Origin of the sequence: Leifsonia sp. Leaf336, from assembly GCF_001423695.1 — a bacterium.
Classification (GTDB): Bacteria; Actinomycetota; Actinomycetes; order Actinomycetales; family Microbacteriaceae; genus Leifsonia.
Genome location: NZ_LMOZ01000002.1, coordinates 189,145 through 209,797, shown reverse-complemented (window position 1 = coordinate 209,797; position 20,653 = coordinate 189,145). Strand labels below are relative to the sequence as shown.

19 protein-coding genes are annotated in these 20,653 nt (G+C 71.2%); 3 read left to right on the top strand and 16 right to left on the bottom strand.

The window, feature by feature from the left end:
- Nucleotides 1-31 precede the first annotated feature (31 nt).
- Both ASF88_RS09945 and ASF88_RS09940 read right to left on the bottom strand, forming a co-directional pair.
- Nucleotides 32-2,326, bottom strand: a complete 2,295-nt coding sequence (locus tag ASF88_RS09945; RefSeq protein WP_055917472.1) for an FUSC family protein — start codon at nucleotides 2,324-2,326, stop codon at nucleotides 32-34.
- Nucleotides 2,327-2,401: 75 nt separating this feature from the next.
- A complete protein-coding gene (locus ASF88_RS09940; RefSeq protein ID WP_055917470.1) occupies nucleotides 2,402-3,562 on the bottom strand; it encodes an AI-2E family transporter in 1,161 nt (386 codons plus the stop codon).
- A 156-nt stretch (nucleotides 3,563-3,718) separates the two neighbouring features.
- Between ASF88_RS09940 and ASF88_RS09935 the strand changes: the two genes are divergently transcribed.
- A complete protein-coding gene (locus ASF88_RS09935; protein ID WP_055917465.1) occupies nucleotides 3,719-4,651 on the top strand; it encodes an RNA polymerase subunit sigma-70 in 933 nt (310 codons plus the stop codon).
- Between the two features lie 63 nt (nucleotides 4,652-4,714).
- Complete coding sequence (locus ASF88_RS09930; protein WP_055917462.1) at nucleotides 4,715-5,305, top strand: dihydrofolate reductase family protein; 591 nt, start codon at nucleotides 4,715-4,717, stop codon at nucleotides 5,303-5,305.
- Here the strand turns inward: ASF88_RS09930 and ASF88_RS09925 are convergent.
- From ASF88_RS09925 to ASF88_RS09880, 10 genes are all read right to left on the bottom strand, one after another.
- Complete coding sequence (locus tag ASF88_RS09925; RefSeq protein ID WP_235493398.1) at nucleotides 5,248-6,081, bottom strand: isocitrate lyase/PEP mutase family protein; 834 nt, start codon at nucleotides 6,079-6,081, stop codon at nucleotides 5,248-5,250. The two genes, ASF88_RS09930 and ASF88_RS09925, sit on opposite strands and share 58 nt — an antisense overlap.
- Before the next feature lie 89 nt (nucleotides 6,082-6,170).
- The gene (locus tag ASF88_RS20805; protein ID WP_055917459.1) at nucleotides 6,171-8,300 is read right to left on the bottom strand and encodes a CapA family protein; all 2,130 of its coding nucleotides are present in this window, start codon (nucleotides 8,298-8,300) and stop codon (nucleotides 6,171-6,173) included.
- A gap of 36 nt (nucleotides 8,301-8,336) precedes the next feature.
- Nucleotides 8,337-9,296 (bottom strand): D-alanine--D-alanine ligase family protein, encoded by a 960-nt coding sequence (locus tag ASF88_RS09915; protein WP_055917456.1) that lies wholly within the window; start codon nucleotides 9,294-9,296, stop codon nucleotides 8,337-8,339.
- A complete protein-coding gene (gene alr / locus ASF88_RS09910) occupies nucleotides 9,289-10,455 on the bottom strand; it encodes an alanine racemase (protein WP_055917453.1) in 1,167 nt (388 codons plus the stop codon). The genes ASF88_RS09915 and alr overlap by 8 nt, the downstream gene beginning before the upstream one ends.
- Nucleotides 10,456-10,584: 129 nt before the next feature.
- Nucleotides 10,585-11,751: an alpha/beta hydrolase family protein gene (locus ASF88_RS09905; RefSeq protein WP_235493479.1), complete on the bottom strand. Its 1,167-nt coding sequence runs from the start codon at nucleotides 11,749-11,751 to the stop codon at nucleotides 10,585-10,587.
- A 21-nt stretch (nucleotides 11,752-11,772) separates the two neighbouring features.
- A complete protein-coding gene (locus ASF88_RS09900; protein ID WP_235493396.1) occupies nucleotides 11,773-12,621 on the bottom strand; it encodes an SDR family NAD(P)-dependent oxidoreductase in 849 nt (282 codons plus the stop codon).
- Nucleotides 12,618-13,598, bottom strand: coding sequence for a fumarylacetoacetate hydrolase family protein (locus tag ASF88_RS09895; RefSeq protein ID WP_055917447.1), 981 nt, complete (start codon nucleotides 13,596-13,598; stop codon nucleotides 12,618-12,620). The genes ASF88_RS09900 and ASF88_RS09895 overlap by 4 nt, the downstream gene beginning before the upstream one ends.
- Nucleotides 13,595-14,728 (bottom strand): FAD-dependent monooxygenase, encoded by a 1,134-nt coding sequence (locus tag ASF88_RS09890; RefSeq protein WP_055917444.1) that lies wholly within the window; start codon nucleotides 14,726-14,728, stop codon nucleotides 13,595-13,597. Before ASF88_RS09890 ends, ASF88_RS09895 begins: the two co-directional genes overlap by 4 nt.
- A gap of 48 nt (nucleotides 14,729-14,776) precedes the next feature.
- The gene (locus ASF88_RS09885; RefSeq protein ID WP_055917441.1) at nucleotides 14,777-15,775 is read right to left on the bottom strand and encodes a cyclase family protein; all 999 of its coding nucleotides are present in this window, start codon (nucleotides 15,773-15,775) and stop codon (nucleotides 14,777-14,779) included.
- A 2-nt stretch (nucleotides 15,776-15,777) separates the two neighbouring features.
- Nucleotides 15,778-16,797 carry a VOC family protein gene (locus tag ASF88_RS09880; RefSeq protein WP_055917438.1) on the bottom strand — a complete coding sequence of 340 codons (1,020 nt, stop codon included), beginning with the start codon at nucleotides 16,795-16,797 and terminating at the stop codon, nucleotides 15,778-15,780.
- Between the two features lie 226 nt (nucleotides 16,798-17,023).
- Between ASF88_RS09880 and ASF88_RS09875 the strand changes: the two genes are divergently transcribed.
- Nucleotides 17,024-18,313, top strand: coding sequence for an ROK family protein (locus tag ASF88_RS09875; RefSeq protein ID WP_055917435.1), 1,290 nt, complete (start codon nucleotides 17,024-17,026; stop codon nucleotides 18,311-18,313).
- An 11-nt stretch (nucleotides 18,314-18,324) separates the two neighbouring features.
- Here the strand turns inward: ASF88_RS09875 and ASF88_RS09870 are convergent, their stop codons facing one another.
- Genes ASF88_RS09870 through ASF88_RS09855 form a run of 4 tightly spaced genes read right to left on the bottom strand, consistent with a single transcriptional unit; the run spans nucleotide 18,325 to nucleotide 20,629 of the window.
- Entirely contained in the window at nucleotides 18,325-18,660 is a 336-nt protein-coding gene (locus ASF88_RS09870) for a hypothetical protein (RefSeq protein WP_157498302.1), read from the bottom strand.
- Complete coding sequence (locus ASF88_RS09865) at nucleotides 18,657-19,004, bottom strand: hypothetical protein (RefSeq protein WP_055917430.1); 348 nt, start codon at nucleotides 19,002-19,004, stop codon at nucleotides 18,657-18,659. Before ASF88_RS09865 ends, ASF88_RS09870 begins: the two co-directional genes overlap by 4 nt.
- A 15-nt stretch (nucleotides 19,005-19,019) precedes the next feature.
- Nucleotides 19,020-20,255 carry a hypothetical protein gene (locus tag ASF88_RS09860; RefSeq protein WP_157498301.1) on the bottom strand — a complete coding sequence of 412 codons (1,236 nt, stop codon included), beginning with the start codon at nucleotides 20,253-20,255 and terminating at the stop codon, nucleotides 19,020-19,022.
- A complete protein-coding gene (locus tag ASF88_RS09855) occupies nucleotides 20,252-20,629 on the bottom strand; it encodes a hypothetical protein (protein WP_157498300.1) in 378 nt (125 codons plus the stop codon). The genes ASF88_RS09860 and ASF88_RS09855 overlap by 4 nt, the downstream gene beginning before the upstream one ends.
- Nucleotides 20,630-20,653 lie beyond the last annotated feature (24 nt).

The window sequence follows — 20,653 nt, the reverse complement described above, 5'->3', positions numbered from 1 at the left end:
GAGAAGGGATGCCGGGGCCCCGCCGCGCGGCTCAGCGGGCGGCGCGCGAACGGCTCGGGAGGTCGTCGCCGAGCGTGTCCACCGGGCCGACGATCACGCCCTCCAACCGGCGGACCACGTCGAGGTAGTCGCCCGTCCACACGATGCGCACCGCCGTCGCGGAGACGATGCCCCGGTCATCGCCGAGGTCGCGCTCGACGGCGTCGGCCAGCCGCGAGCGGGCGGACGCATCGACAGGCTCGGGCGTCGGAGGAGCCTCCCGCGCGACCAGCCGGGCGGCCATCCGCGAGTACCAGTCGTCGAGGCGCGAGATCGAGGCGTCCAGCGCCCGATGCGCTCCCGCCCGGTCGGCGTCGGCGGCCTCCTGCCCCCGCCAGAGGTCGAGGATCGCGTCGCTCGCCAGCCGCACACCGGCGACACCGTTGACGGAGGCCGAGACCTCGGCGAGCGGCCGGCTCTTGCTGCCGCGCTCCCCCAGGTAGGTGCGGAACGCGTCGTCGAGCCGGCGCGCGGCCGCCGCCGCCCGCAGCGACTGCGTGCGCGGCTCGGGGAGGTCGTCCGCCGCCGCATCGCAGCGGCCCAGCCCGAACGCGACGGCGGCCGCGAGGTAGGCCACGCTCTCGGTGTAGGCCTGCGCCAGCGCCTGTCTCAGCGCGGCCGCGGCACCGCGCGGCCAGAACAGCGCCCCGACCACGAGGCTCACCGCGCAGCCGAGAGCGATGTCCTCGATCCGGATGAGTCCGACCGTCCACCCCGATGGCGCGATGAGGTTGAACAGCAGCACGAGCAGGATGGTGAACGCCGCCTGACCGGCGGCGAACGAGATCGCGGCCGGAGCGACACCGGCTACCAGGATGGCGATCGGCAGCAGCACCCAGATGACCACGCGGTCGTCGCCGATCGCGAACATCGCCGCCGCGCCCAGCAGCACCCCGATCGAGGTGCCGATGACACCGCGCAGCACCGTCTGGCCGGTACTCAGCGCGTTCGACCGGAGTACCGACAGGGTGCCGAGCACCACCCAGAACGAGTGCTGCACGCCGGTCAGGTTGGCCAGCAGCACGGCGAGCCCGAGAGCCACGGCTCCGCGGATGCTGTTGCGCAGCCACACGGAGTTCCAGCCGACATAGCCGCTCGCGCGTTCCGCTGCGGCCGCCACCGGACCGGCCAGGTCACCGGGCTGGCGCCCCAGCACCCGTTGCCACCAGGAGCGGCGCTCCGCCCGCGCCGTGAGCACGATGTTCACCACCACGGCCGTGGTCGCCTGGGCCAGCTCCTGCGCGCGGAAGCCGGGGTCGAGCGAGGCCACGAACCGGTCGGCGGCGCGACCGCCGTCCACCGTGCCTCCGGTGACGGGGAGCGTCATCGTGGCGGCCTCCACGGCGTCGCGCGCCTCGCCCAGGATGCCGAGCGCGGCCTCCACGTCGCCCGGATCGCCGCCGTGCTGGGCCAGGAGCTCGGCGCCGCGCTCCAGGACGGCGGCGGCCGCGCTCTTCACCTCGAAGGCGGCGACGTGAACCGGGCCTCCTGGCGTCGTCGCCGACAGCCTCACATGCTCGAACTGCTCGATGACGGCGTTCAGCCAGGTCAGCTCATCGACCAGCCGGACGATCGTGCGCGCCGACGTGCTGAGCCCGGTGGGCCGGTACGGCGTGTTCAGGAACGACCGGTGCAACGCGGCGACGGCCGCGTCGGCGTCGCGGGTCGCGGCGTCGCGGTCGGCGGCCAGCTCGGGGTTGCCCGCGCGCAGCATCGCCGCCGCCTCGGCGCGCAGCCGCGCGGCGAGCGCCCGGCACGCGTCGACGGCAGGGCCGCGCAAGGGCTCCCGGGCCGGCGCTGGCCAGAGCACGACGATGGCGACGACGGCGACGACGGACGCGATCCCCCAGCCGAGCAGCCGCGGGCCGAGCGACGCGATCGTGCCGGGAAGCGTGACGGGGAGGATGAACGCCAGCAGCAACGACGTGCTCGCGGACGCCATCACGGAGCTCACCGAACCGGCGAACAGCACGGCGAAGGCCACCACGGTCATGGCGACGGCGGAGAGCCAGATGGGCCTCGACACGAGCGTCCCGACGCAGACGAACACGGCGCCCGTCACCGCGAGGCCGAGCTGCGCCTGCACGCGATCGATCAGAGGGCCGCTGAAGTCGACCAGCAGCAGCATCGCGAACGAGCCGAACGCGGCGAAGGTGGCGACGTCCGGGCTGCCGATCACGATGCCGCCGAACGCGAACAGCAGCGGCATCACGATCGCCGCGCGCCCGGCACGACGCAGCGCAGCGAAGTCCGGATCGTGACGCTTCAGCCACGCCAAGACGCGCATCGGACCTCCTCACACCGGCTGCCACCGCACACCCTAGCCGTGTCGGGGAGGGAGGGGCACTGCCGGTGGCGGATGTCAGGTCTCGGGCGTCGCGCCCGCCACCTCCACCTTCTCGGGCCCCGGGTCGTCGGCCGGGGGTGTGCCGTGCGCGACCCGCAGCATGGCGGACACCATCGCGTTGGCCACCGCGATGAGCGGGACGGCGAACAGCGCGCCCGGAACGCCCGCGATGCCGGAGCCCGCGGCGACGCCGACCACCACCGCGAGCGGATGCACCTTCACCGCTCCGCCGACCAGGAGCGGCTGCATGACGTGCGCCTCGAGCAGGTGCACGAGCAGCACGCCGGCGAGCATGATCACCGCCTGGAGCGGGCCGCCGAACACCAGCGCGATCACGACGGCGATGATCCCCGACACGATCGCCCCGATCACCGGGATGAACGACGCCAGCAGCACGATCACGCCGATCGGGATCGCCAGCGGCAGCCCGAGGAAGAACGCGACGAGGCCGATGCCGACGGCGTTCACGACCGCGACCAGGATCTGGACGCGCACGAAGCTGGTCAGAGTGCGCCAGCCCGCATCGCCCGCCGCCCGGATGGCCGGCCGTCCGCCGACCGGGAACAGCCGGGTGATCCACCGCCAGATGCCGCCGCCGTCGATCAGCATGAAGATCGTCGCGAAGATCGCGATCAGCCAGCCGGCGAGCAGGTGTCCGGTCGTCGTCCCCACCTTGAGCACGCCTCCCACCAGCGCGGCGCTGTCCTTCTGCGCGAACGCGCCCGCACTGCGGAAGTAACCGGCGAACTCGGCGTCCGTGACGTTCCAGGGCGGCTGGCGCAGCGCATCCCGTGCCCGGTTGTAGGCGGCGACCGACTCGTGCTCGAGCTGCGGGAGGCCGATGCGCACCTGCCAGACGACGAGCGTGATCAGCCCGGCCAGGATCGCCGCGAACGCGACCAGGCACACCGTGATGGCCAGCCATTTCGGCCAATGGTGACGCATCAGGGTGGAGACGGTCGGCTGCAGCAGGGCGGAGACCAGGAGCGCGACGAGCAACGGCACCACGATGTCCTGGAACACCACGACCAGGTAGATGATGACGCCGGCGAGGGCGATCACCGTGAGCAACCGCCACGACCACTCGGAGGCCGCGCGGACCCCGGTCGGGACGGATGAGCGCTCAGGCCCCGGCCGGTCGGGACGGGGCTCGCGCTTGCGCGAAAGGGCGATCATGACGGGTCCTCCTCGGTCAGGTCGCCCGACACTACGCCCGAGTCGTCGCCCAGAGGCGCGTCGACGCCCTGAAACCCGCGTTTTGGGGGCGTGGACGTGCACTTCGCCGAACCCGGTGGAAGGCGCACGCGGCGGACCTGCGCCTAGGATCGGCGCGTGACGGGTTTCGAAGCCGAGCTCGGCGGGCTGCGCCGCCGGCTCACCGCGTTCTGCTACCAGCTGCTCGGGTCGCCGTTCGAGGCGGAGGACGCGGCGCAGGATGCGCTGGAACGGGCGTGGCGTGCGCGCGACTCGTACGACCCCGCCAAGGCCTCCCTCGCCACCTGGTGCTATCGGATCGCCCGCAACGTCTGCCTCGACCGCCTGCGGGAGGCACCGCGGCGACCGCTGCCGCACGACCTCCGCGAGCCGGGGCTGGAGGCTGGCGCGCCGCTGGTTCCCGCGTTCGACGTCCCCTGGCTGCTGCCCGCGCCGACCGGCTGGGCGGCCGAGTCGGACGTCGAACAGGCCGCCGAGCGCCGTGAGGAGGTGCGCTTCGCGGTCACCGCGATGCTGCAGTCGCTGTCTCCCCTGCAGCGCGGTGCGTTCGTGCTGCGCGACGTGCTGGGCCTCTCCGCCGCCGAGACCGCAGCCGTTCTGGAGGTGTCGGTCGCGTCGGCGAACTCCGCCCTCCAGCGCGCGCGGGCGGCCGTGAACGAGGGTGTGCGCCGCCCGCACCCGCTCGCCCCGGCGGCCGTCGAGCGCTACGCCCGCGCCATCGAACGAGCGGATGTGCCCGCGCTGGCCTCCCTCGTCGCCGACGACGTCGTGTTCGAGATGCCGCCGGTGCCGCAGTGGTCGATCGGGGCCGCGCCCTACCTGGCGTTCATGGAGCACCTGTTCGCGTGGCGCGGCACGGAGTGGTCGACGTCGCCCGTCTCGGCGGCGGGACGGCCGGGGTTCCTGCTCTACCGCGGCGTCGGCTTGGCTCGGGAGCCGCACACGGTCCAGCTGTTCGAGGGCGACGGGGCGGGTGCGATCGGGCAGATCCTCGTCTACCAGGACCCCCGGCTCTTCGCCCTGTTCGAGGAGTTCGCCGTCGCGCGATAAGTTCCGCGCCTCCCGTTCGTATCTACTGATGACGCCGACGCGCGTCGCGAAGAGGAGGACATCATGGGAAAGCTGATCGTCGTGCAGTTCATCACGCTGGACGGTGTCGTACAGGATCCCGACGGGAGCGACGGCACGCCGTTCGGCGGCTGGGCGATGCGGTTCGGACCGCAGGGCGTGGCCGGGGACAAGTTCCGCCTGGGCGAGCTCCTGCAGACCGGCGTGCTGCTGTTCGGCCGTCGCACCTGGGAGCACTTCAGCACGCTGTGGCCCGCGCGGGACGACCCGTTCTCGCAGGCCATGAACCGGGCGACGAAGGCCGTCGTGAGCGGCAGCAGTGTCGATGTCGGGCGGTGGGCGGGCACTCGGCAGCCGGCCGACCTCCACGCGTGGCTCGACGAGACCCTGCCGGAGCGCGACGTGATCGTGATCGGGAGCGGGACGCTCATCGCCCAGCTGGAGGCCGCCGGCCGCGTGGACGAGTACCGCCTCCTGACCTTCCCGACGGCCGTCGGGGCGGGCAGGCCGCTCTTTCCGGAGGGTCGTCTGCTGACGCTGCTGTCGTCGGAGCAAGTGGGGCCGGCGAGCCTCACGCGCTACGAGACGGCGTCGGCGCCTGAGGCGGCGGCGGCCTCGGCGGCGGCCGTCAGCTGAGCGAAGTCGAGGAGGCGCTGCTGCGAGTCGGCGTAGGAGGTCACCGAGGGGACCTCCGCGCCGTCCCGCACCGCGAGAGCGCTGCCGACGGCCGCGTCGATCGCCACCCGGTAGGGCAGCGACCCGGTGCTGACCCTCCGCACACCGAGGTCCCGCAGCTGTGCGAGGGTCAGGCCAGGGACGACGAGCACGTTGAGCGGCAACGGGCAGCCCGCGGCCAGTCGCTCCAGCACAGCGGGGTCGGTCGCTCCCGGCACGAAGAACCCGTCGGCGCCCGCCTCGGCGTAGACCGCCGCCCGGGCGAGGACGGCCTCCACCGTGTCGTCCTCGTGGAACCAGTAGGAGTCGATGCGCGCGTTGACGAACACGCGCGGCGCCGCCCGCTTGATGGCGGCGATCTTCGCGGCAGGGATGCCCGGGTCGACGAGCCGGCCTCCCGCGGAGTCCTCGAGGTTCACACCCGCCGCCCCGAGCCCGGCGACGAACTCGCCGACGGCGTCGGGATCGTCGCTGAAGCCGTCCTCGATGTCGGCCGTCACGTGCACGGGCAGCACCCGCAGCTTCCGGATCAGCGCGACCGTCGCCTCCCTGCCTGCACCGGCGGCGTCGGGCACGCCGGTCGACGCGTTGACGCCGAAACTCGTCGTGCCCAGCGCCGGGAATCCGGCGGCCACGAACCCGAGCGCCGAGCCGACGTCCCACGCGTTGGGCAGCAGCAGCGGCTCGTCGCCACGGTGCAGGTCATGGAAGCTGGGCAGGTCACGGAAACTCGTCACGGCTCCTCCTCGCGCTCGCGCTCATCCTCCTCCGTTCGGCACGCGCAGGCGAGCGCCGTCACCCTCGAGGATGTGCCGCAAAACTCGCATCATCGGGGTGGGGTGAGGGTACCGTCGACGGCGACGGCGGCGGCGGTCGTCGGGAAGTCGCGCGTGCTGAACTGCGCGACGAGCTGCGCCGCGGTGCCATCGGGGTCGGGCAGCGGACGGCCGTCCTCGAACCCGAAGTGCACCGAGTGCAGCCGACCGCGCACGAAGGAGCCATCGGGCCGCAAGGTCACGTCCAGGTAGGCACCGTAACGCGTGGCCTGCTCGGCGCCGAACACGCCGCCGCCGCCGAAGTTGCCGAGGCTGTAGGCGATCAGGCGGCCCTTGTAGAACTCGGCTCCCCGCAGCGAGTGCGGACCGTGGCCGATCACTAGGTCGGCGCCGGCATCGATGGCCGCCCGCGAGAATGCCATCGGGTCGCCGCGGTTCTCGCCGAACATGGTCTCACCGCCCGGCCGCACCACATTCGCACTCGGACCCTCCGACCCCATGTGCGCGTGCACGACGACGAGGTCGGCGGAGGCCGCGGCGGAGGCGACCACGGCACGGACGTGGCGCAGGTCGGTCAGCCGATTGGTGCCCTGGTATGGGGCGAAGCCAATCATCGCGACTGTGCTGCCGCCGATCGTGGTGCAGACGATCTCGTCCCGATCGCCGACCGAGCGGACCCCGTGCTCGGCGAGACTCGTCCGAGTGTTGGCGTAGCCTGGCTGGCCGAAGTCGCCCGTGTGGTTGTTCGCGAGGTTCAGGATGTCGAAGCCGCGGAAGTGCGCCGCCGTCGCTGGAGCGCTGCGGAACGCCAGGCAGTCCGCGCCGGCTCCGCACTTGTCGAAGCCGGTGTCGTCCGTGATCGCCTGTTCGAGGTTGCCGGTCACCAGGTCCTGCGTGAACCAGGGTCGCACGGCGTCGAAGTGGTCGGCGCCGCCGTCGGCGGGCACGCGATGACCCTCGTCGTGGATCAGCACGTCGCCGACCGCACCGATGCCGACCTCCCCATCACGGACGGCGGCCTGAGCCGGCGCGTCCGGCCCGCACCCGCCGATCGCGGTCCCCCGGGCGGCGACGACACCGCAGGCGATCACCAGAGCGACCGCGAGTGCGGCACGCCACGGTGCGCCCCTCCCTGCAAAAGGGCCGCGTCGTGGGAGGTCGAACAGCCATCCGAAGCCGTCCCTCGTAAGCAACCGGTTCAGCAGCAGGCACGCGGCAACCAGCGCAGCCGTGAGCACCAGCGGGAGTACGGCCGCCGCGATCAGCTGCACGGCGACCCGGGCGTCCGAGAGCCACGCGACCAGCACGACGTCGGCGATCGCCAATAGCGGCATGTGGATCAGGTAGATCGGCAGGCTGCGGCGGCCGAGCGCGGCGAGGCCTGAGCCGAGCAGCCGTGTCCGTCCGATCAGCGGTGCGACGGCGAGCCCCATCGTCACGCCGAGCACCGAGACGACCGGCCAGACACCGGGGACGGTCTCCGTGCCTGTGAGGCGCATCGCCGCGAAGGCGAGCGCGTACACCGCCACCGACCCCAGGGCGCGGGAGGGCCGCATCCCGCCGACGAAGCGTCGCAGGTGCGGGGCCGCATGGAGGCCCAGCAAGAAGAACACGAAGTTGTAGAGCAGAGAGCCGCGATTGCTGACGACCTCCACGAACCCGGCTGAGACCACGATCGACAGCACGCCGGCCGCGCCGATGACGAGCCAGGATGGCACCCGGGCCAGGGCCTTGGCCACGAGGAAGTAGACGGCGAGCGCGTAGAGGTACCAGGTGTTCGGCGGGCTGATCGTGACGAACTCCACGAACTGCGCGACGCTGCGCGGCACCAGCGTCGGAAAGTCGGGGAACGCCCACAGCGCGGCCATGTGGATCAGGGACCACACCAGGTACAAGTAGAGGAATCGCAGGACGCGGGACCGAACGACGATCCGCCAGGGACGCGCGAACGCGTTGGCCGCGAAGTAGCCGGAGACCAGCAGGAACAGCGGCATCAGGAACGGCCAGATGGCGTCGCCGGCCAGGCCCCACACTCCCGGGATCGGAACGCCTAGCTGCCAGTCGACCTGGAGGTAGCTTTTCATGACGACGTGCCAGAAGACGACCAGCAGGATCAACACACCCTTGAGAGCGTCACCCCAGGTCTCGCGAACGGCAGGCGGGCGCGGAACATCGGTCATCCAGGTTTCTCCGATCGGTTTCCGCAATCCGCGGGGTCAGGCGGCGATGGCGGCGTCGAGGAGCGCCGCGACGAGGCGCGGGTAGTCGAGACCGACGGCGGTGTACATCCGGGGCACTTGAGATTGCTCGGTGAAGCCGGGGGCGGTGTTCACCTCGTTCAGCACGACGCCCTCCGCCGTGACGAAGAAGTCGAAGCGGGCGATGCCGGCGCAGCCGAGAGCCGTATAGAGGGTGCGGGCCGCCGCGTCGATGGCGTCGTGCTCCTCGGCGGTGATGCGCGCCGGCAGCGTGAACGACGCGGACCCGTCGTACTTCTGCTCCCGGTCGAAGACCGCTCCCTCGGCCACCGCAATCTCGAGGGTCGAGCCGGCACGCAGCGCGCCGTCACGGTCACGGAACAGGGCGATGTCCACTTCGCGGCCGGCGACGAACGCCTCGAGCAGCGCGGCACCGCCGGACGACCGCGCGCTCTCGATCGCGGCCTGAAGCTGCCCGGCCTCCCGGACCACGGAGACCCCGTTGCTCGACCCGCCGGTGGTCGGCTTCACGACGAACGGCGGCTCGAGATGGAGGTCTCCCGCGTCGACGCGTCCGTCCACGAGCACCCCGGGCGCGGTGCGGATGCCGAGCTCCTCCGCGACGAGTTTCGTGACCCATTTGTCCATGCCGAGGGCGCCGGCGCGCACCGGAGAGCCGACGAACGGCACGCCCGTCAGCCGCAGCAGCCCGGCCGCTGCGCCATCCTCGCCGTCGACACCGTGCAGCATCGGGAACGCGACATCGCACGACGCCAGGCGGTGGACCGCCTCCGCCGCAGCCACAGGACCGTCATCGACCTGCCACCCTCCGCGGCGGTCGATCGTCAGGGGGACGGCCGTCAGACCGAGGGCGCGGACCGCGCGCACGACGGCGGCCGCGGAGGCGAGCGACACGTCGTGCTCCTCGTTTGCGCCGCCGCCGATCACCGCGACACGCTGGATCGTCCGCTCAGGCACGGGCCGCCTCCTCGTTCGCCGGAGCTGCGGTCGCCGTCGCTGCGGTCGCCGTCGCAGCCGTCGTCCGGTGGATGCGCGCGACCCTGCTGCCGATCCGCGTCACGATCTCGTGCTCGATCGTCCCCGACCAGCCCGCCCACTCGGCGACGGTCGGTTCGCCTTGGTCGCCCGGGCCGAACACGGTGACCGTCTCTCCGGGCGCGAGGAGGTCGTCGCCGGTATCCACGACCAGCATGTCCATCGAAAACCGCCCGACCACCGGCCGGCGGCGGCCGCGCACCAGCACCTCGGCGCGCTCCGACGCCGCCCGCGGGAGGCCGTCGCCGTAGCCGACGGGCAGCAGCGCGAGTTTCGTGCGCCGGTCGGCGACGTGCTCCAGCCCGTAGCCGATGCCGGTTCCGGCCGCGACCTCCCGCGACCCGACAACGGTCGTCGTCAGCGAGAGCGCCGGGCGCAGCCGGTCGGAGGTGCCGGACGGGTCGATGCCGAAGAGCCCGGCGCCGATGCGGTGCAGCCCGAAGCCGGAGCCGACCCCGGTCACGGTGGCCGCTGTCGCGGCCAGGTGGGCGATGGAGGGCGACAGACCGCGCCGCCGCGTGGCCCGCAGCGCGTTGGTGAACACCAGTCGCTCGCGGCGGTTCTGCGGGTGATCGGGCCGGTCGGCGCACGACATGTGGCCCATCACCCCGACGACGCGGACGCTGCCGAGCGCCTCCAGCTCGCGGGCCACACCGCAGAGCGCGGACCATTCGGCCGCGGGGGCGCCGTCGCGCGCCATGCCGACGTCGATGTGGAGGTGCACCCTGGCGCGCGTCCCCCGCTGGGCCGCTGCGCGACCGACCGCGTGCAGCAGCCGCGCGCTCTGTACGGCGAGATCGACGTCGGCGCCGACCGCCGCCGCGAAATCGGCGTCGACCGGGTTGAGCCAGCTCAGGATGGGCGCCCGCACGCCCGCGGTCCTGAGGGCGAGCGCCTCGTCGATCGAGGTGACGCCGATGGAGGTGGCGCCCGCCGCGAGCACGGAGTTCGCTATCGCACCGTGCCCGAAGGCGTCGGCCTTGAGCACCGCCATCAGGCGGCCTCCTGTGGCGGCGGCGAAGTAGGCGGCGTTCGAACGGATCGCGTCGTCGTCGACGGTTAACTCGGAGGTCCACGACATCATCGGCCCCCGTGCCGCCCCGAGCGGCGCATGCTGGTGTCACGCATTCCCCCAGCCTGCGGGAATCCGCTCGCCGATCCATCCCCCCTGGGATGCGGAGCAGTCATCCGAACGGATGACTTGTTCCGGTCAGCTCCGGGAGGGCACGAGCGCCTCGAACGTCTCGGCGACCCAGTCGGCGATGATGCCGGCCACGTACGGCATGTTGTCGATCGAGATGTGCTCGGTGCCTCCTTCCGGGTCGTCGAAGATCCGCAGCTCGCGGCGCGGGCTGTTCACCGCCTGCTCGTACGTCTCGTGGGCGTAGCGCACCGGGATCTGCCGGTCGCCGGCGCCGTGCGTGATGAGCAGCGGGACGGTGATCTGTTCGGCGACGCCGTTCAGGTGCATCGCGCTGGTCTTGGCTATGAACTCGTCCATGTCGTTCACGCCCCACACCCAGAACACGTGGTCCCAGTAGTGCGGAACGGGGTTCTCGCCCTCGCGGTTGCGTCGCGCCTCCTGCACCGCCGCCCAGTCGTGGTTCGCGCCCCACGCCACGACGAGCGCGAGCCGCTTCTCGAACGCCGCCGCCCGCGGGGCGTAGTAGCCGCCGAGCGACCAGCCGACGATGCCGAGCTGTGCAGGGTCGGCACCGAGTTCGTCGGCGTTCGCCTCGATCCAGTCGACGATCGCGGCCGCCCAGACCTCCGTGTCGTAGCGGGCGGTCAGGCCGCGTAGGCGCAGTGCTTCCCCCGACCCGGGCGTGTCGATCATGAGGGTGGAGATGCCGCGCTCGGCCAGCATCGCCGGGAACCCGGAGTAGTACATCATCTCCTTGGTCGAGTCGAGGCCGTTCCACTGGATGATCACCGGGTGCGGGCCGTCGCCCGGGGCGCGGTAGAAGTACCCGGGCAGCGACGAACCCTCGTACGGAACCTCCACGCGGGTAAGCGGAATGCCGCTGAGCTCGACGTGCTTCAGCAGCAGGTCGATCGACTTCTGGTACGCCGCGTTGCGGCCCTCCCACCGCGGCGACTGCAGCCGCTCGGCCTGGGAGGTGTACAGCGACGCCCGGTAGTAGGTCGCGCCCGCGCCGATCCGGCGGCCCGCCTCCTCGTCGGCCCGCGCCTTCGCGACGAGCCGGTCGGCGACGGCCTCCCACGAGGAGTACAGCTCGGCCGTGCCGGCGTCGTCGCCGTTCTGCGAAGCGAGCAGCACCGGCTTGCACGCCCGGTCGACCTCGTCGATGTACCCGCCGTTGTTGAGGGTCGCGACGACGGCGAGGCTCCAGACGTAGTTGGTCGGGAAGTACATGAACACGGGAGGGCTCCTTCGTTACAGCGTTCCGACCGCGATGCGGTCGGCCAGGTGTTTGGCCCCTGCCGACGAGGCGAAGCCGCCGTCGACGGGGAGGTCGGCACCGGAGATGTACCCGGACGCATCGGAGATCAGGAAGACGGCGAGGCCGGCGACGTCGGCGGCTTCGCCGAGCCGTTCGAGCGGCGTCAGCTCGAGCTGGGCCTCCCGCATCGCAGCGGGGGCGTTCGCGGTCATGTCGGTCTCGATGAAACCGGGATGGATGGTGTTCACCCGGATGCCGCGCGGCCCGTACTCGACGGCGGCCACCCGGGACAGCCCGCGCAGACCCCATTTGGAGGCCGTGTACGCCGCCGTGTAGTGGCCGGTCAGCCCGGCGACCGAGCCGACGTTCACGATCGACGACCCGTCCCCCATGAGCGGCGCAAGTGCGCGCATCCCGAGCATCGGGCCGGTCAGGTTCACGGCGATCACGCGGTCCCAGTCAGCGCGCTCGGTCCCTCCGATGCCGGCGCGGTGCGTGATGCCCGCGTTGTTGATGAGGCCGCGGAGCATCGACCCACGAAGGGTCTCCGCCAGGTCGGCGGCGAGCTGCCCCCACGCCTCCTCGTCGGCGACGTCGAGGTGGCGGAACACGACGCCGTCACCGAGTGCGCCGTCCGGCTCGACGACGTCGGTGGCGATGACGTGCGCGCCCAGCTGCGCGAGCAGGCGCGCCTCGGCGGCGCCCTGGCCGCGCGCGGCGCCGGTGACGACGACGGTCGCACCGTCGATGCCGGCGAGCAGCCCCTCCGCGCCGCGGCTCACGGTGTCAGGGCTCACGGTGTCAGGGCTCACGGTGTCAGGGCTCACGGTGTCCGGGCTCACGGTGCTACACGCTCCTGGCGGCTCCGTGCCCGCGGACGCACGCGCGCCGCCGGCAGCTCGGGCGCCGCGACGGCCGCCCCGACCGGGCCGACCAGTTCGCCGATGCCCTCGACCACCATGCGCACGGTGTCGCCGTCGGCCAGCGGAGGCGGGGTGAGCTCGCCGCGCCTCCCCCACAGCTCGGCAAGGCAGCCGCCGTTGCCGGTCGTCCCCGAGCCGAGCACGTCGCCCGCCACCACCCGCGAGTTGCGCGACGCGTAGGCGGCCAGCTCCGGGAACGGCCAGCCCATGTTCGACACCAGGTCGTGCCCGATGCGTTCGTCGTTCACGAAGACCTCGGCCTCGATCGCGAGGAAGCCCTCGTCGTCGAGGAAGGACTCGAACTCGTCGGCGGTCACGATCCACGGTCCGAGGCTCATCCCGAAGTCCTTGCCCTTGGCGGGGCCGAGACGCACCTTCATCTCGCGCGCTTGGAGGTCGCGCGCCGACCAGTCGTTCATGATCGTGTAGCCGAAGATCGCGTCCGCGGCCTCCGCGGCGGTGAGGTTCGCGCCGCCGGCGCCGCCGATCACGGCCGCGACCTCCAGCTCGAAATCGAGGCGGGCGCTGACCGGAGGCCGCAACCGCTCGCCCGGGCCGAGCACCGTGTGCGGGTTGGTGAAGTAGAACGTCGGTGCCTGGTACCACTCGGGCACCACTTCGCTCTTGCCGTCGACGGAGGCGCTCACGCCCTCGACGTGCTCCTCGAAGGCGACGAAGTCGCGGATCGACGCGGGGACGAGCGGGGCGAGCAGCCGCACGTCGGCGAGCGCGGCGCCGTCGGTGCCCACCACCCGCGCGAGGAGTGCCTGCGCCTCCGCGAGACCGCGCGCCAGCACCTGGGACACCGTCAGCGCATCCGGGAACGGGACCACCCGGTCGCCGATCACGAAACCCTCCTCGACGGAGCCGTCGGTCGTCCACCGCGCGATCCTCATGCCGGCTCCGCCATCCGGTGGGAGATGCCGAAGATCAGCCCGGCGGCGTCGGCCTCCCTGTCGTGGTCGATCTGCCACTGGCCGAGCTGCACGGAGGCCTCCACCACGGCCTGCGCGCGCGGCAGGCGACGGGCGTGGAACTCGTCCCACAGGGCGTCGTCGACCGTGTCGGCGGCGAGCAGCAGCTCGGTCAGCACGACCGCGTCTTCCAGCGCCTGCGCCGCGCCCTGCGCGATCGTGGGCGGGCAGCTGTGGGCGGCGTCGCCGATCACGACGGAGCGCCCGCGGTTCCAGGGCGCCGGCACGATGTGCTGGGTGAACCAGGTGTAGTTGACGTGCGCACCCGCTTTCAGGTCGGCGCGGATGTCGTCCCAGGGGCCGCCGTAGGCCGCGGACTCCTCGAGCATGAGGGCGACGGCCTCCTCGTCGGTGAGGCCGACCCGCTCCTGCGCCGGCTCGACGAGGAATGCGTACATCGTGTCGTCCCCGGTGGGCGTGTAGCCCGCGATGTAGACCGGGCCGCCGTAGTACAGCTCGCTGTGCTCGACGGAGGCCGGACGCGAGACGAACGACCGCCAGATGCCCATGCCGGTCGGCTGCGGCCTGGTCTCGATTCCGATCAGGTCGCGGACCGCCGAGTTGAGCCCGTCGGCGCCGACCAGGAGGTCGTAGGTTCCGGCTGTCGAGCCGTCGACCTCCACCCTGACGCCCTCGGCTGTCTCGGTGACGCCGGTGACCTTCGCCCCGAACCGGACGTTCGCGCCCGCGCGCTCCGCGTGCTCGAGCAGGATGCGGGCGAGGTCGGGGCGGTACATGCCGCCGGTGGCCGGGAAGTCCGGGCCTCCGGTCTTGACCTCCGGCAGCTCGGCCACGACCGGTGCGTCCGGGCCGGGCGCCCGCAGCGTCAGGCCCTCGAAGAAGTAGCCCTTCTTCTGCACGTCCCCCCAGACGCCCAGGGCGTCGAAGGCGCGCAGCGCGTTGCCCTGCAACGTGATGCCCGAGCCGAGCGCGCTCAGCTCCGGCTTGGACTCGAAGACATCGACCTCGACCCCTGCCTTGGCGAGCTGGATGGCGGTGGCCAGACCCGCGACACCGCTTCCGGCGATCGCGACCTTCGTGACGGCGGTCATACAAGAACCTCTCTGTTCTTCTGCGTGCGCTGCGGGGCGGCGAGCCCGCTACAGCAGCGCGAGGGGGTTGATCGGCGAGCCAACAGCCGCCGTGATCGGCAGCGGAGGGGCCGAGAGGAGGAAATCGTATCTCCCGAGCCGAGCGCACGCGTCCGCGAGCTCTTCGAGGTCCCACATCTCGCCGATGGTGAGGCCGAGGTTCGGGATGACGACCTGGTGCAGCGGTTGGAACGCGGGCACGTCGAACTCGTTCGGCCGCACCTCGAACCCCCAGGTGTCGGTCGCGATGGCCGCGATCCCGGTGTCGTGCAACCAGCCGGCGGTGGTCAGCGAGAGCCCGGGTGCCGGGCCTCCCGCGTACTCGCCCCAGCCGTCGCGGCGCACGCGGGCGAACTGGCCGGTGCGGACCAGGACGATGTCACCGGTGCCCACCGCGCTCGTCGCGCCCTGCGCCTCCACGCACGAGCGGAGGTCGGCGGCGGTGATCGCGTGGCCGTCCTCCAGCTCTCCGGTGGCGGGCCGGAGGTGCCGCCCGAGGTCGAGCAGCACGCCGCGCGAGACGATCGCGGAGGCCGCATGCTCGATGCCGGTGACGAGGTCGCCGTCGCTCGTGACGACGTCGCCCGCCCTGCGGCCGTTCCAGGCGTAACCGTGGTCGAAGATGTGGCCCAGGCCGTCCCACTGCGTCGAGCACTGCAGCGGCATCGCGATCACGTCGTCGGCGCCGCCGAGCCCGTGCGGGAAACCCTGGTTGCCGCGCTCGGCGTCCGTTCCGGTGTCGAGCATCGTGTGCACCGGGTTCGTGCGCCGGCGCCAGCCCTTCTGCGGGCCGTTCATGTCGAACGACTGCGCCAGCGAGATCGCCAGCCCTTCGCGGACGAGGGCGGCGGCGTCCGCTCGCTTGGCCGCGTCGATGAGGTTGAGCGTGCCCAGCACGTCCTCCTCACCCCAGCGGCCCCAGTTGCGGTACGCCTCCGCCCGCGCCGCGATCTCCCCTTCCGGGTCCTTGCGGTCCAGGTCGGCCGGGTCCTCGCTCGGTGCGGCCATCGTCAGCCGCGACCCTGCACGGCGTACGGGTTGAGCAGCGCTTCCTTGATCTCGTCGGGCACGCCCTCCTCGGTCGCGCTCGGCCCGTCGGCGGCCGGGAACGATTCGGTCATCGACATCGGCATGGCGCCGTTGCGGTAGAAGTTGCTCGAGCCGAGCGAGGGCTTCCACGTGTTGGGCTGCCAGTCGGGCACGTAATTGCGGTAGCCGCCGGTGTTGAGCTCGATGCGGAGCGTGGACGGCTCGCGGTAGTAGAGGAAGGTCTGCTCGCCGATGCCGTGGATGGAGGGGCCGTACTCGATCGGCACGCCGTTCTCCATCAGGGTGTCGGCCGCGATGAGGAGCTCCTCGTAGGTGTCGACCCAGAACGCGTAGTGGTTGACGCGGCCGGCGCGGGTGGAGCCGTCGAGAACGACGCCGAGGTCGTGCGACTTCTCGTTGGTGGTGAGCACCGAGAAGATCGAGATCGGCGCCTCGTCGAGCACCGTGCGGGCCATGATGCGGAAGCCGAGCACATCGTTGTACCAGGCGGCGAACGCGTCGACGTCGCTGGTCGCGATGGTGACGTGGTCGAGCTGCCGCGGGGCGCCGGCGACCTTGCTGCGCTTCTCCGGCCGGTCCGGGTAGATGGAGGCGACGTGGCCGGGGGCCTGATGGCGCGTGACGTCCCAGTGCAGGGTCATCGAGTGGCCCCACGGACCCGTGAAGCGGTACGCACGGCCGATGGCCGGCACGTCGTCGAGCCACTCGCCCTCGGCGCCGGCCGCCTCGACGCGCTTGGCGGCCTCCTCGAGGGCCTCCTCGCTCGACGTGCGCCAGGCCATGGTCGCGAGCGTCGGCTCCGGACCGGGCGAGACGACGACCGAGTACGCGTAATAGTCGCCCCAGCAACGGAGGTACACCGAGCCCTCGATGCGATCGACTACTGTCAGTCCGACCTGTTCCTCGTAGAACTTCACGGACGCCTCGACATCCGGGGACGTGATCTCCACATAGGACAAGTGGGAGAGAAGCTTGATCATCCTTGATCCTTTCCAGATGGGCCGAATGTGATTGCCCGGTCTCTACTTTCGGGGGCGCGCCGGCATCAGGGAACCGCGTATCGGCTATGCCGGGGATCAATGAGACTGATTTCCTAGGTCGGCATCGACTTCGCTTACGTCGCAGTGCAGCGCAAGACCCGGGTTTCAGCGCGCAAGTATGGGTCGGTTCCCCCTCTTCCGAGCGGAAGTTGTGTCAAAATCAAGCATGGCTAGGGATTCCGCACTCCGATTCGGCGCGCAGACCGACGAGGTCATGAGCCTGCTGCGCGTGGTCAACCTCGTTCGCACCGGGGAGGCCGACACCCGGCCCGAGATCGGCCGGCTGACCGGCCTCGGCCGTGGCGTCGTGGCGCAGCGCGTCGATGCGGCGATCGAGATGGGCTTCCTGGAGGACGGCGATTACGGTCCGTCGTCAGGGGGTCGCGCGCCGCGGACGCTCCGCTTCCGCGCGGACCAGGGCCGGATCGTGATCTGCGCGCTCGGCGCCCTCCACATCCGCGTCGGCCTGGCCTCCCTCGACGGCACGGTGCTCGCCGAGGCGCACTGCGCGTGGGACATCGGCCGCGGGCCGGCCGAGACGATCGACACGGCACTCGGGATGATCGACGAACTCCTCGCCGAGGGCGACGACCGTCCGGCCGCTGCCCCTCCTGTCTGGGCGGTCGCCGTCGGCGTTCCGGGCCCAGTCGACTTCGAGACGGGCTCCCCGGTCGCCCCGCCCATCATGCCCGGCTGGAACGGCTTCGACGTGCGCCGCCGCTTCGAGCAGCGCTTCGACGCGCCGGTCTGGGTCGACAACGACGTCAATCTGCTGGCGCTCACCGAGCGCAGTCACCGACGCGACGACAACGTCGACCTGATCTACTGCAAGGTCGGCAGCGGCATCGGCGCGGGCCTGGTCTCGCACGGCCGCATCCACCGCGGTGCGAACGGCGCAGCGGGCGACATCGGTCACGTGCGTGTGCGCGACTCCACCGCGGTCTGCCGCTGCGGCAAGGTCGGCTGCCTGGAGGCGGAGGCGTCCGGCTGGGCGATCATGCGGGATGCGGAACAAGCACTCGCGGAGGGCGCGACCGGGATCCTCGCCGGCCTCGTCGAGCGCGGGGAGCCGATCACCCCGGAGGCCGTGTCGATCGCAGCCCAGGACGGCGACGCCCTCGCGATCTCGCTGGTGCAGCGCTCGGCCCGCCTGATCGGCGAGTCGATCGCGGCGCTCGTCAACATGTTCAACCCCGGCGTCATCGTCGTCGGCGGTGCGGTCTCGGCCGCGGGCGAGATCTTCCTCGCCGAGGTGCGCCAGCGCGTGTACGAGCTGTCGCTGCCGCTGGCCACCCGCGACCTCTCGATCGTGCGCTCCATCGGCGACGAGCGCGAGCCATTGCGGGGCGGCGCGGAACTGGCGATCGAGGAGCTGTTCGACGTGACGTTCCCCCGCTGGTTCGCCGACGGGAGGCCGACGATCGAGAGGATCAAGGGGCCGGCGGCGGCCGCCTGACCGGGACGCTGTCAGTAGTCGTCGTGGTGCTCTGACCGGAAGCGTTCGCGCTGCTCGTCATGCTCTCTGAGCATCTCGTCGTACTCCTCCTCCAGTTCGCCGACCTTGCGGCCCGCGTACGCGACATTCTCTGCGGCGGTACCCGACACGCGCTGCAGCTGCTCCCGGAAGACCGGGTCATCGGCGACGCCCTCCTGCGCACCGATACGGTGGAACGCCTCACGCACTTGGTCGATGCGGGAGCGGTAGTGGCCGATGTACTGCTCGGCCGTCTCGATTCTCCTGCGTGCTGTCGCGCGTTCCTGGTCCTGGGCGTCTTCCAGCTCGGCCAGGGATCGGTAGCTCACCATGCGAGGCTGTTCACCCCCTTGCCGTAGTCGCTCTGCGACTGCAGCTCGCCGACGCCGCGCCGCACCGTGTCGGCGACCGCACCGGCGAGCACGGTGTTACTGAGATCGGCGGTGTTGAGGGTGAACTCGACGCCGGCACTCGCCGAGCCGACGATCGCGGACTCGCTGATCTTCAGGGCGGTGTTGTTGGTGTGGACGATCGGGGGCACCAGGGCGTCCAGGAGCTGAACCGCTGCACCGTGGACCTGGGCCTCGATCCAGTCGCTCACCTCCTGATAGCCGGTCTGCACCTCTCGGTCGAGGCCGGCGAAGAGGTCGCGTACGAAGTCTGCGGGATCCAAGAATGTGAGTCTTTTCTAGAGGTCCTGTGCGAAGGTGATGGCCCACTCGGCGTCTTGTTCGATGGTGTGGCGGACGGAGGCGATGATGCCGTCGGAGAGTTGGCCGACTCGCACGAGGTGGCGGTCGACTTGTTCGTCGACGGCGCGGATGGCGTCGGCGTCGACGTTCTGGTGGACGTGCAGGCGGTGTGTGTCGATGCACTGCTCGATGTCGAAGGCGGTGATCGTGGGCAGGCCCGCGGCGGCGTTCTTGGCCGCAAGCAGGCCTTCCTCCATCCGGGGGATGATCCGGGCGTTGGCCCGTTTGATCTCGGTCAGCGCGGCCGCGGTCGCGGCGATGCTGGCGGCCAGGCCGAGGGCGGAGACCGTGTTGACCGCGACCAGGGCCGCGGACGCGTTCTTGCCCACGGTCCGCCGTGCGGTCGGATTACCGGCGGCTCCGGCCAGCATCAGCAGTGCGGGGGCAACGGCTTCGGAGATGCCGGGGACGAAGGAGTCCACCAGGTTGGCCAGGATGTCCTCATAGCGTCGGCCGTGCGCGGCGACCCCCAGGAGTTCACCGTCGGTGAACTGGAATACCGACTCCTTGCCCTTTCCGAGGTTGTGATAGGTCAACGGGTCCAGGCCCGGCTTGGCGGTCAGGAACACGGCAGCGCCCGTGCGGTGCGGGTTGAGGTTGGCGATCAGGTCCCACTCGATCACATAGTTCGTCATCCGGGTGCGGCCGGCCCGCCTGTCGGCATCCAACCGGTCCTTCGCCTCCGGGGACAGCCACTGCCACGGGTCGGGCCCGTTGAACGTCGTCGCCTCCCAGCCGTGCTCGGCCGCCACCAGCAGTGCCAGGAACCCGCCCAGCGAATGCCCGACCGTGGAGATGCTCGCCTCGGGATGCGCCTTGCTCACTCGGTCCGCGAACCGCTGCGCATCGGCCGCCTGGCTGAACGGGCCCTGCGTGATCCCCACGACGGTCTCAGCATCTTCCAGAATGTCGGCCCGGTGTTCCGGGTTCGTGCCCGCATACGACACCACGATGTGCGACAGATCCGGCGCACCATCCACCACCGGCGCCACCGCCATCGCCTGGAAGCCGTTCGCCGCGTGAGCCTCGGTGTCGATCACCTGATACTTCTGCTTGCGGGTGCCGCTACCGGCAGTGAACTCCTCGCCCACACTCAACGGAGGATCCTGCTGTAGTCGGTCTACGTCATATGCCTTACTCGCCAGGTCCCTGAATTCTTCGGCGGTGCTCATTGGATCACCTCCGAGGTTCCGTCGCTGTGGATCACTGTCAGCGGGAGGTGCGGCGCAGGGGTCGGCGCTTCGGGTGGCACGCCGGTGCCGCCGACGAACGACGGACCGGTGTCCGGCCCGATGATCACGTAGTAGTCACTGCCCTCGACCGTTGCGATCGCATTTACTCGCCATGGGGCACCGAGCCCAGGCCGATCGCCCTCGCGGGTGAATTGGACCTTCTCGACGTTGGGTTGATACTCGTCGCGGAAGTAGAGCGCAGAATCTCGTTGCAGCTCTTTGACGGGTGGGTCTGGCTTCATGAGGCGATCTCCAATCAATGAACAGGCCGACAGGCCAACGATCAGCACGACGCCCAGCAGGGCGGACGCCATTGCTCGAACTAGACGCGTGCGCAC

Excerpts from the sequence above, each read along its gene's own strand:
- ASF88_RS09945 (WP_055917472.1), bottom strand. The coding sequence starts at position 2,326 with ATGCGCGTCTTGGCGTGGCTGAAGCGTCACGATCCGGACTTCGCTGCG.
- ASF88_RS09940 (WP_055917470.1), bottom strand. The coding sequence starts at position 3,562 with ATGATCGCCCTTTCGCGCAAGCGCGAGCCCCGTCCCGACCGGCCGGGG.
- ASF88_RS09930 (WP_055917462.1), top strand. The coding sequence starts at position 4,715 with ATGGGAAAGCTGATCGTCGTGCAGTTCATCACGCTGGACGGTGTCGTA.
- ASF88_RS20805 (WP_055917459.1), bottom strand. The coding sequence starts at position 8,300 with ATGACCGATGTTCCGCGCCCGCCTGCCGTTCGCGAGACCTGGGGTGAC.
- alr (WP_055917453.1), bottom strand. The coding sequence starts at position 10,455 with ATGTCGTGGACCTCCGAGTTAACCGTCGACGACGACGCGATCCGTTCG.
- ASF88_RS09905 (WP_235493479.1), bottom strand. The coding sequence starts at position 11,751 with ATGTACTTCCCGACCAACTACGTCTGGAGCCTCGCCGTCGTCGCGACC.
- ASF88_RS09895 (WP_055917447.1), bottom strand. The coding sequence starts at position 13,598 with ATGAGGATCGCGCGGTGGACGACCGACGGCTCCGTCGAGGAGGGTTTC.
- ASF88_RS09890 (WP_055917444.1), bottom strand. The coding sequence starts at position 14,728 with ATGACCGCCGTCACGAAGGTCGCGATCGCCGGAAGCGGTGTCGCGGGT.
- ASF88_RS09885 (WP_055917441.1), bottom strand. The coding sequence starts at position 15,775 with ATGGCCGCACCGAGCGAGGACCCGGCCGACCTGGACCGCAAGGACCCG.
- ASF88_RS09880 (WP_055917438.1), bottom strand. The coding sequence starts at position 16,797 with ATGATCAAGCTTCTCTCCCACTTGTCCTATGTGGAGATCACGTCCCCG.
- ASF88_RS09875 (WP_055917435.1), top strand. The coding sequence starts at position 17,024 with ATGGCTAGGGATTCCGCACTCCGATTCGGCGCGCAGACCGACGAGGTC.
- ASF88_RS09860 (WP_157498301.1), bottom strand. The coding sequence starts at position 20,255 with ATGAGCACCGCCGAAGAATTCAGGGACCTGGCGAGTAAGGCATATGAC.
- ASF88_RS09855 (WP_157498300.1), bottom strand. The coding sequence starts at position 20,629 with ATGGCGTCCGCCCTGCTGGGCGTCGTGCTGATCGTTGGCCTGTCGGCC.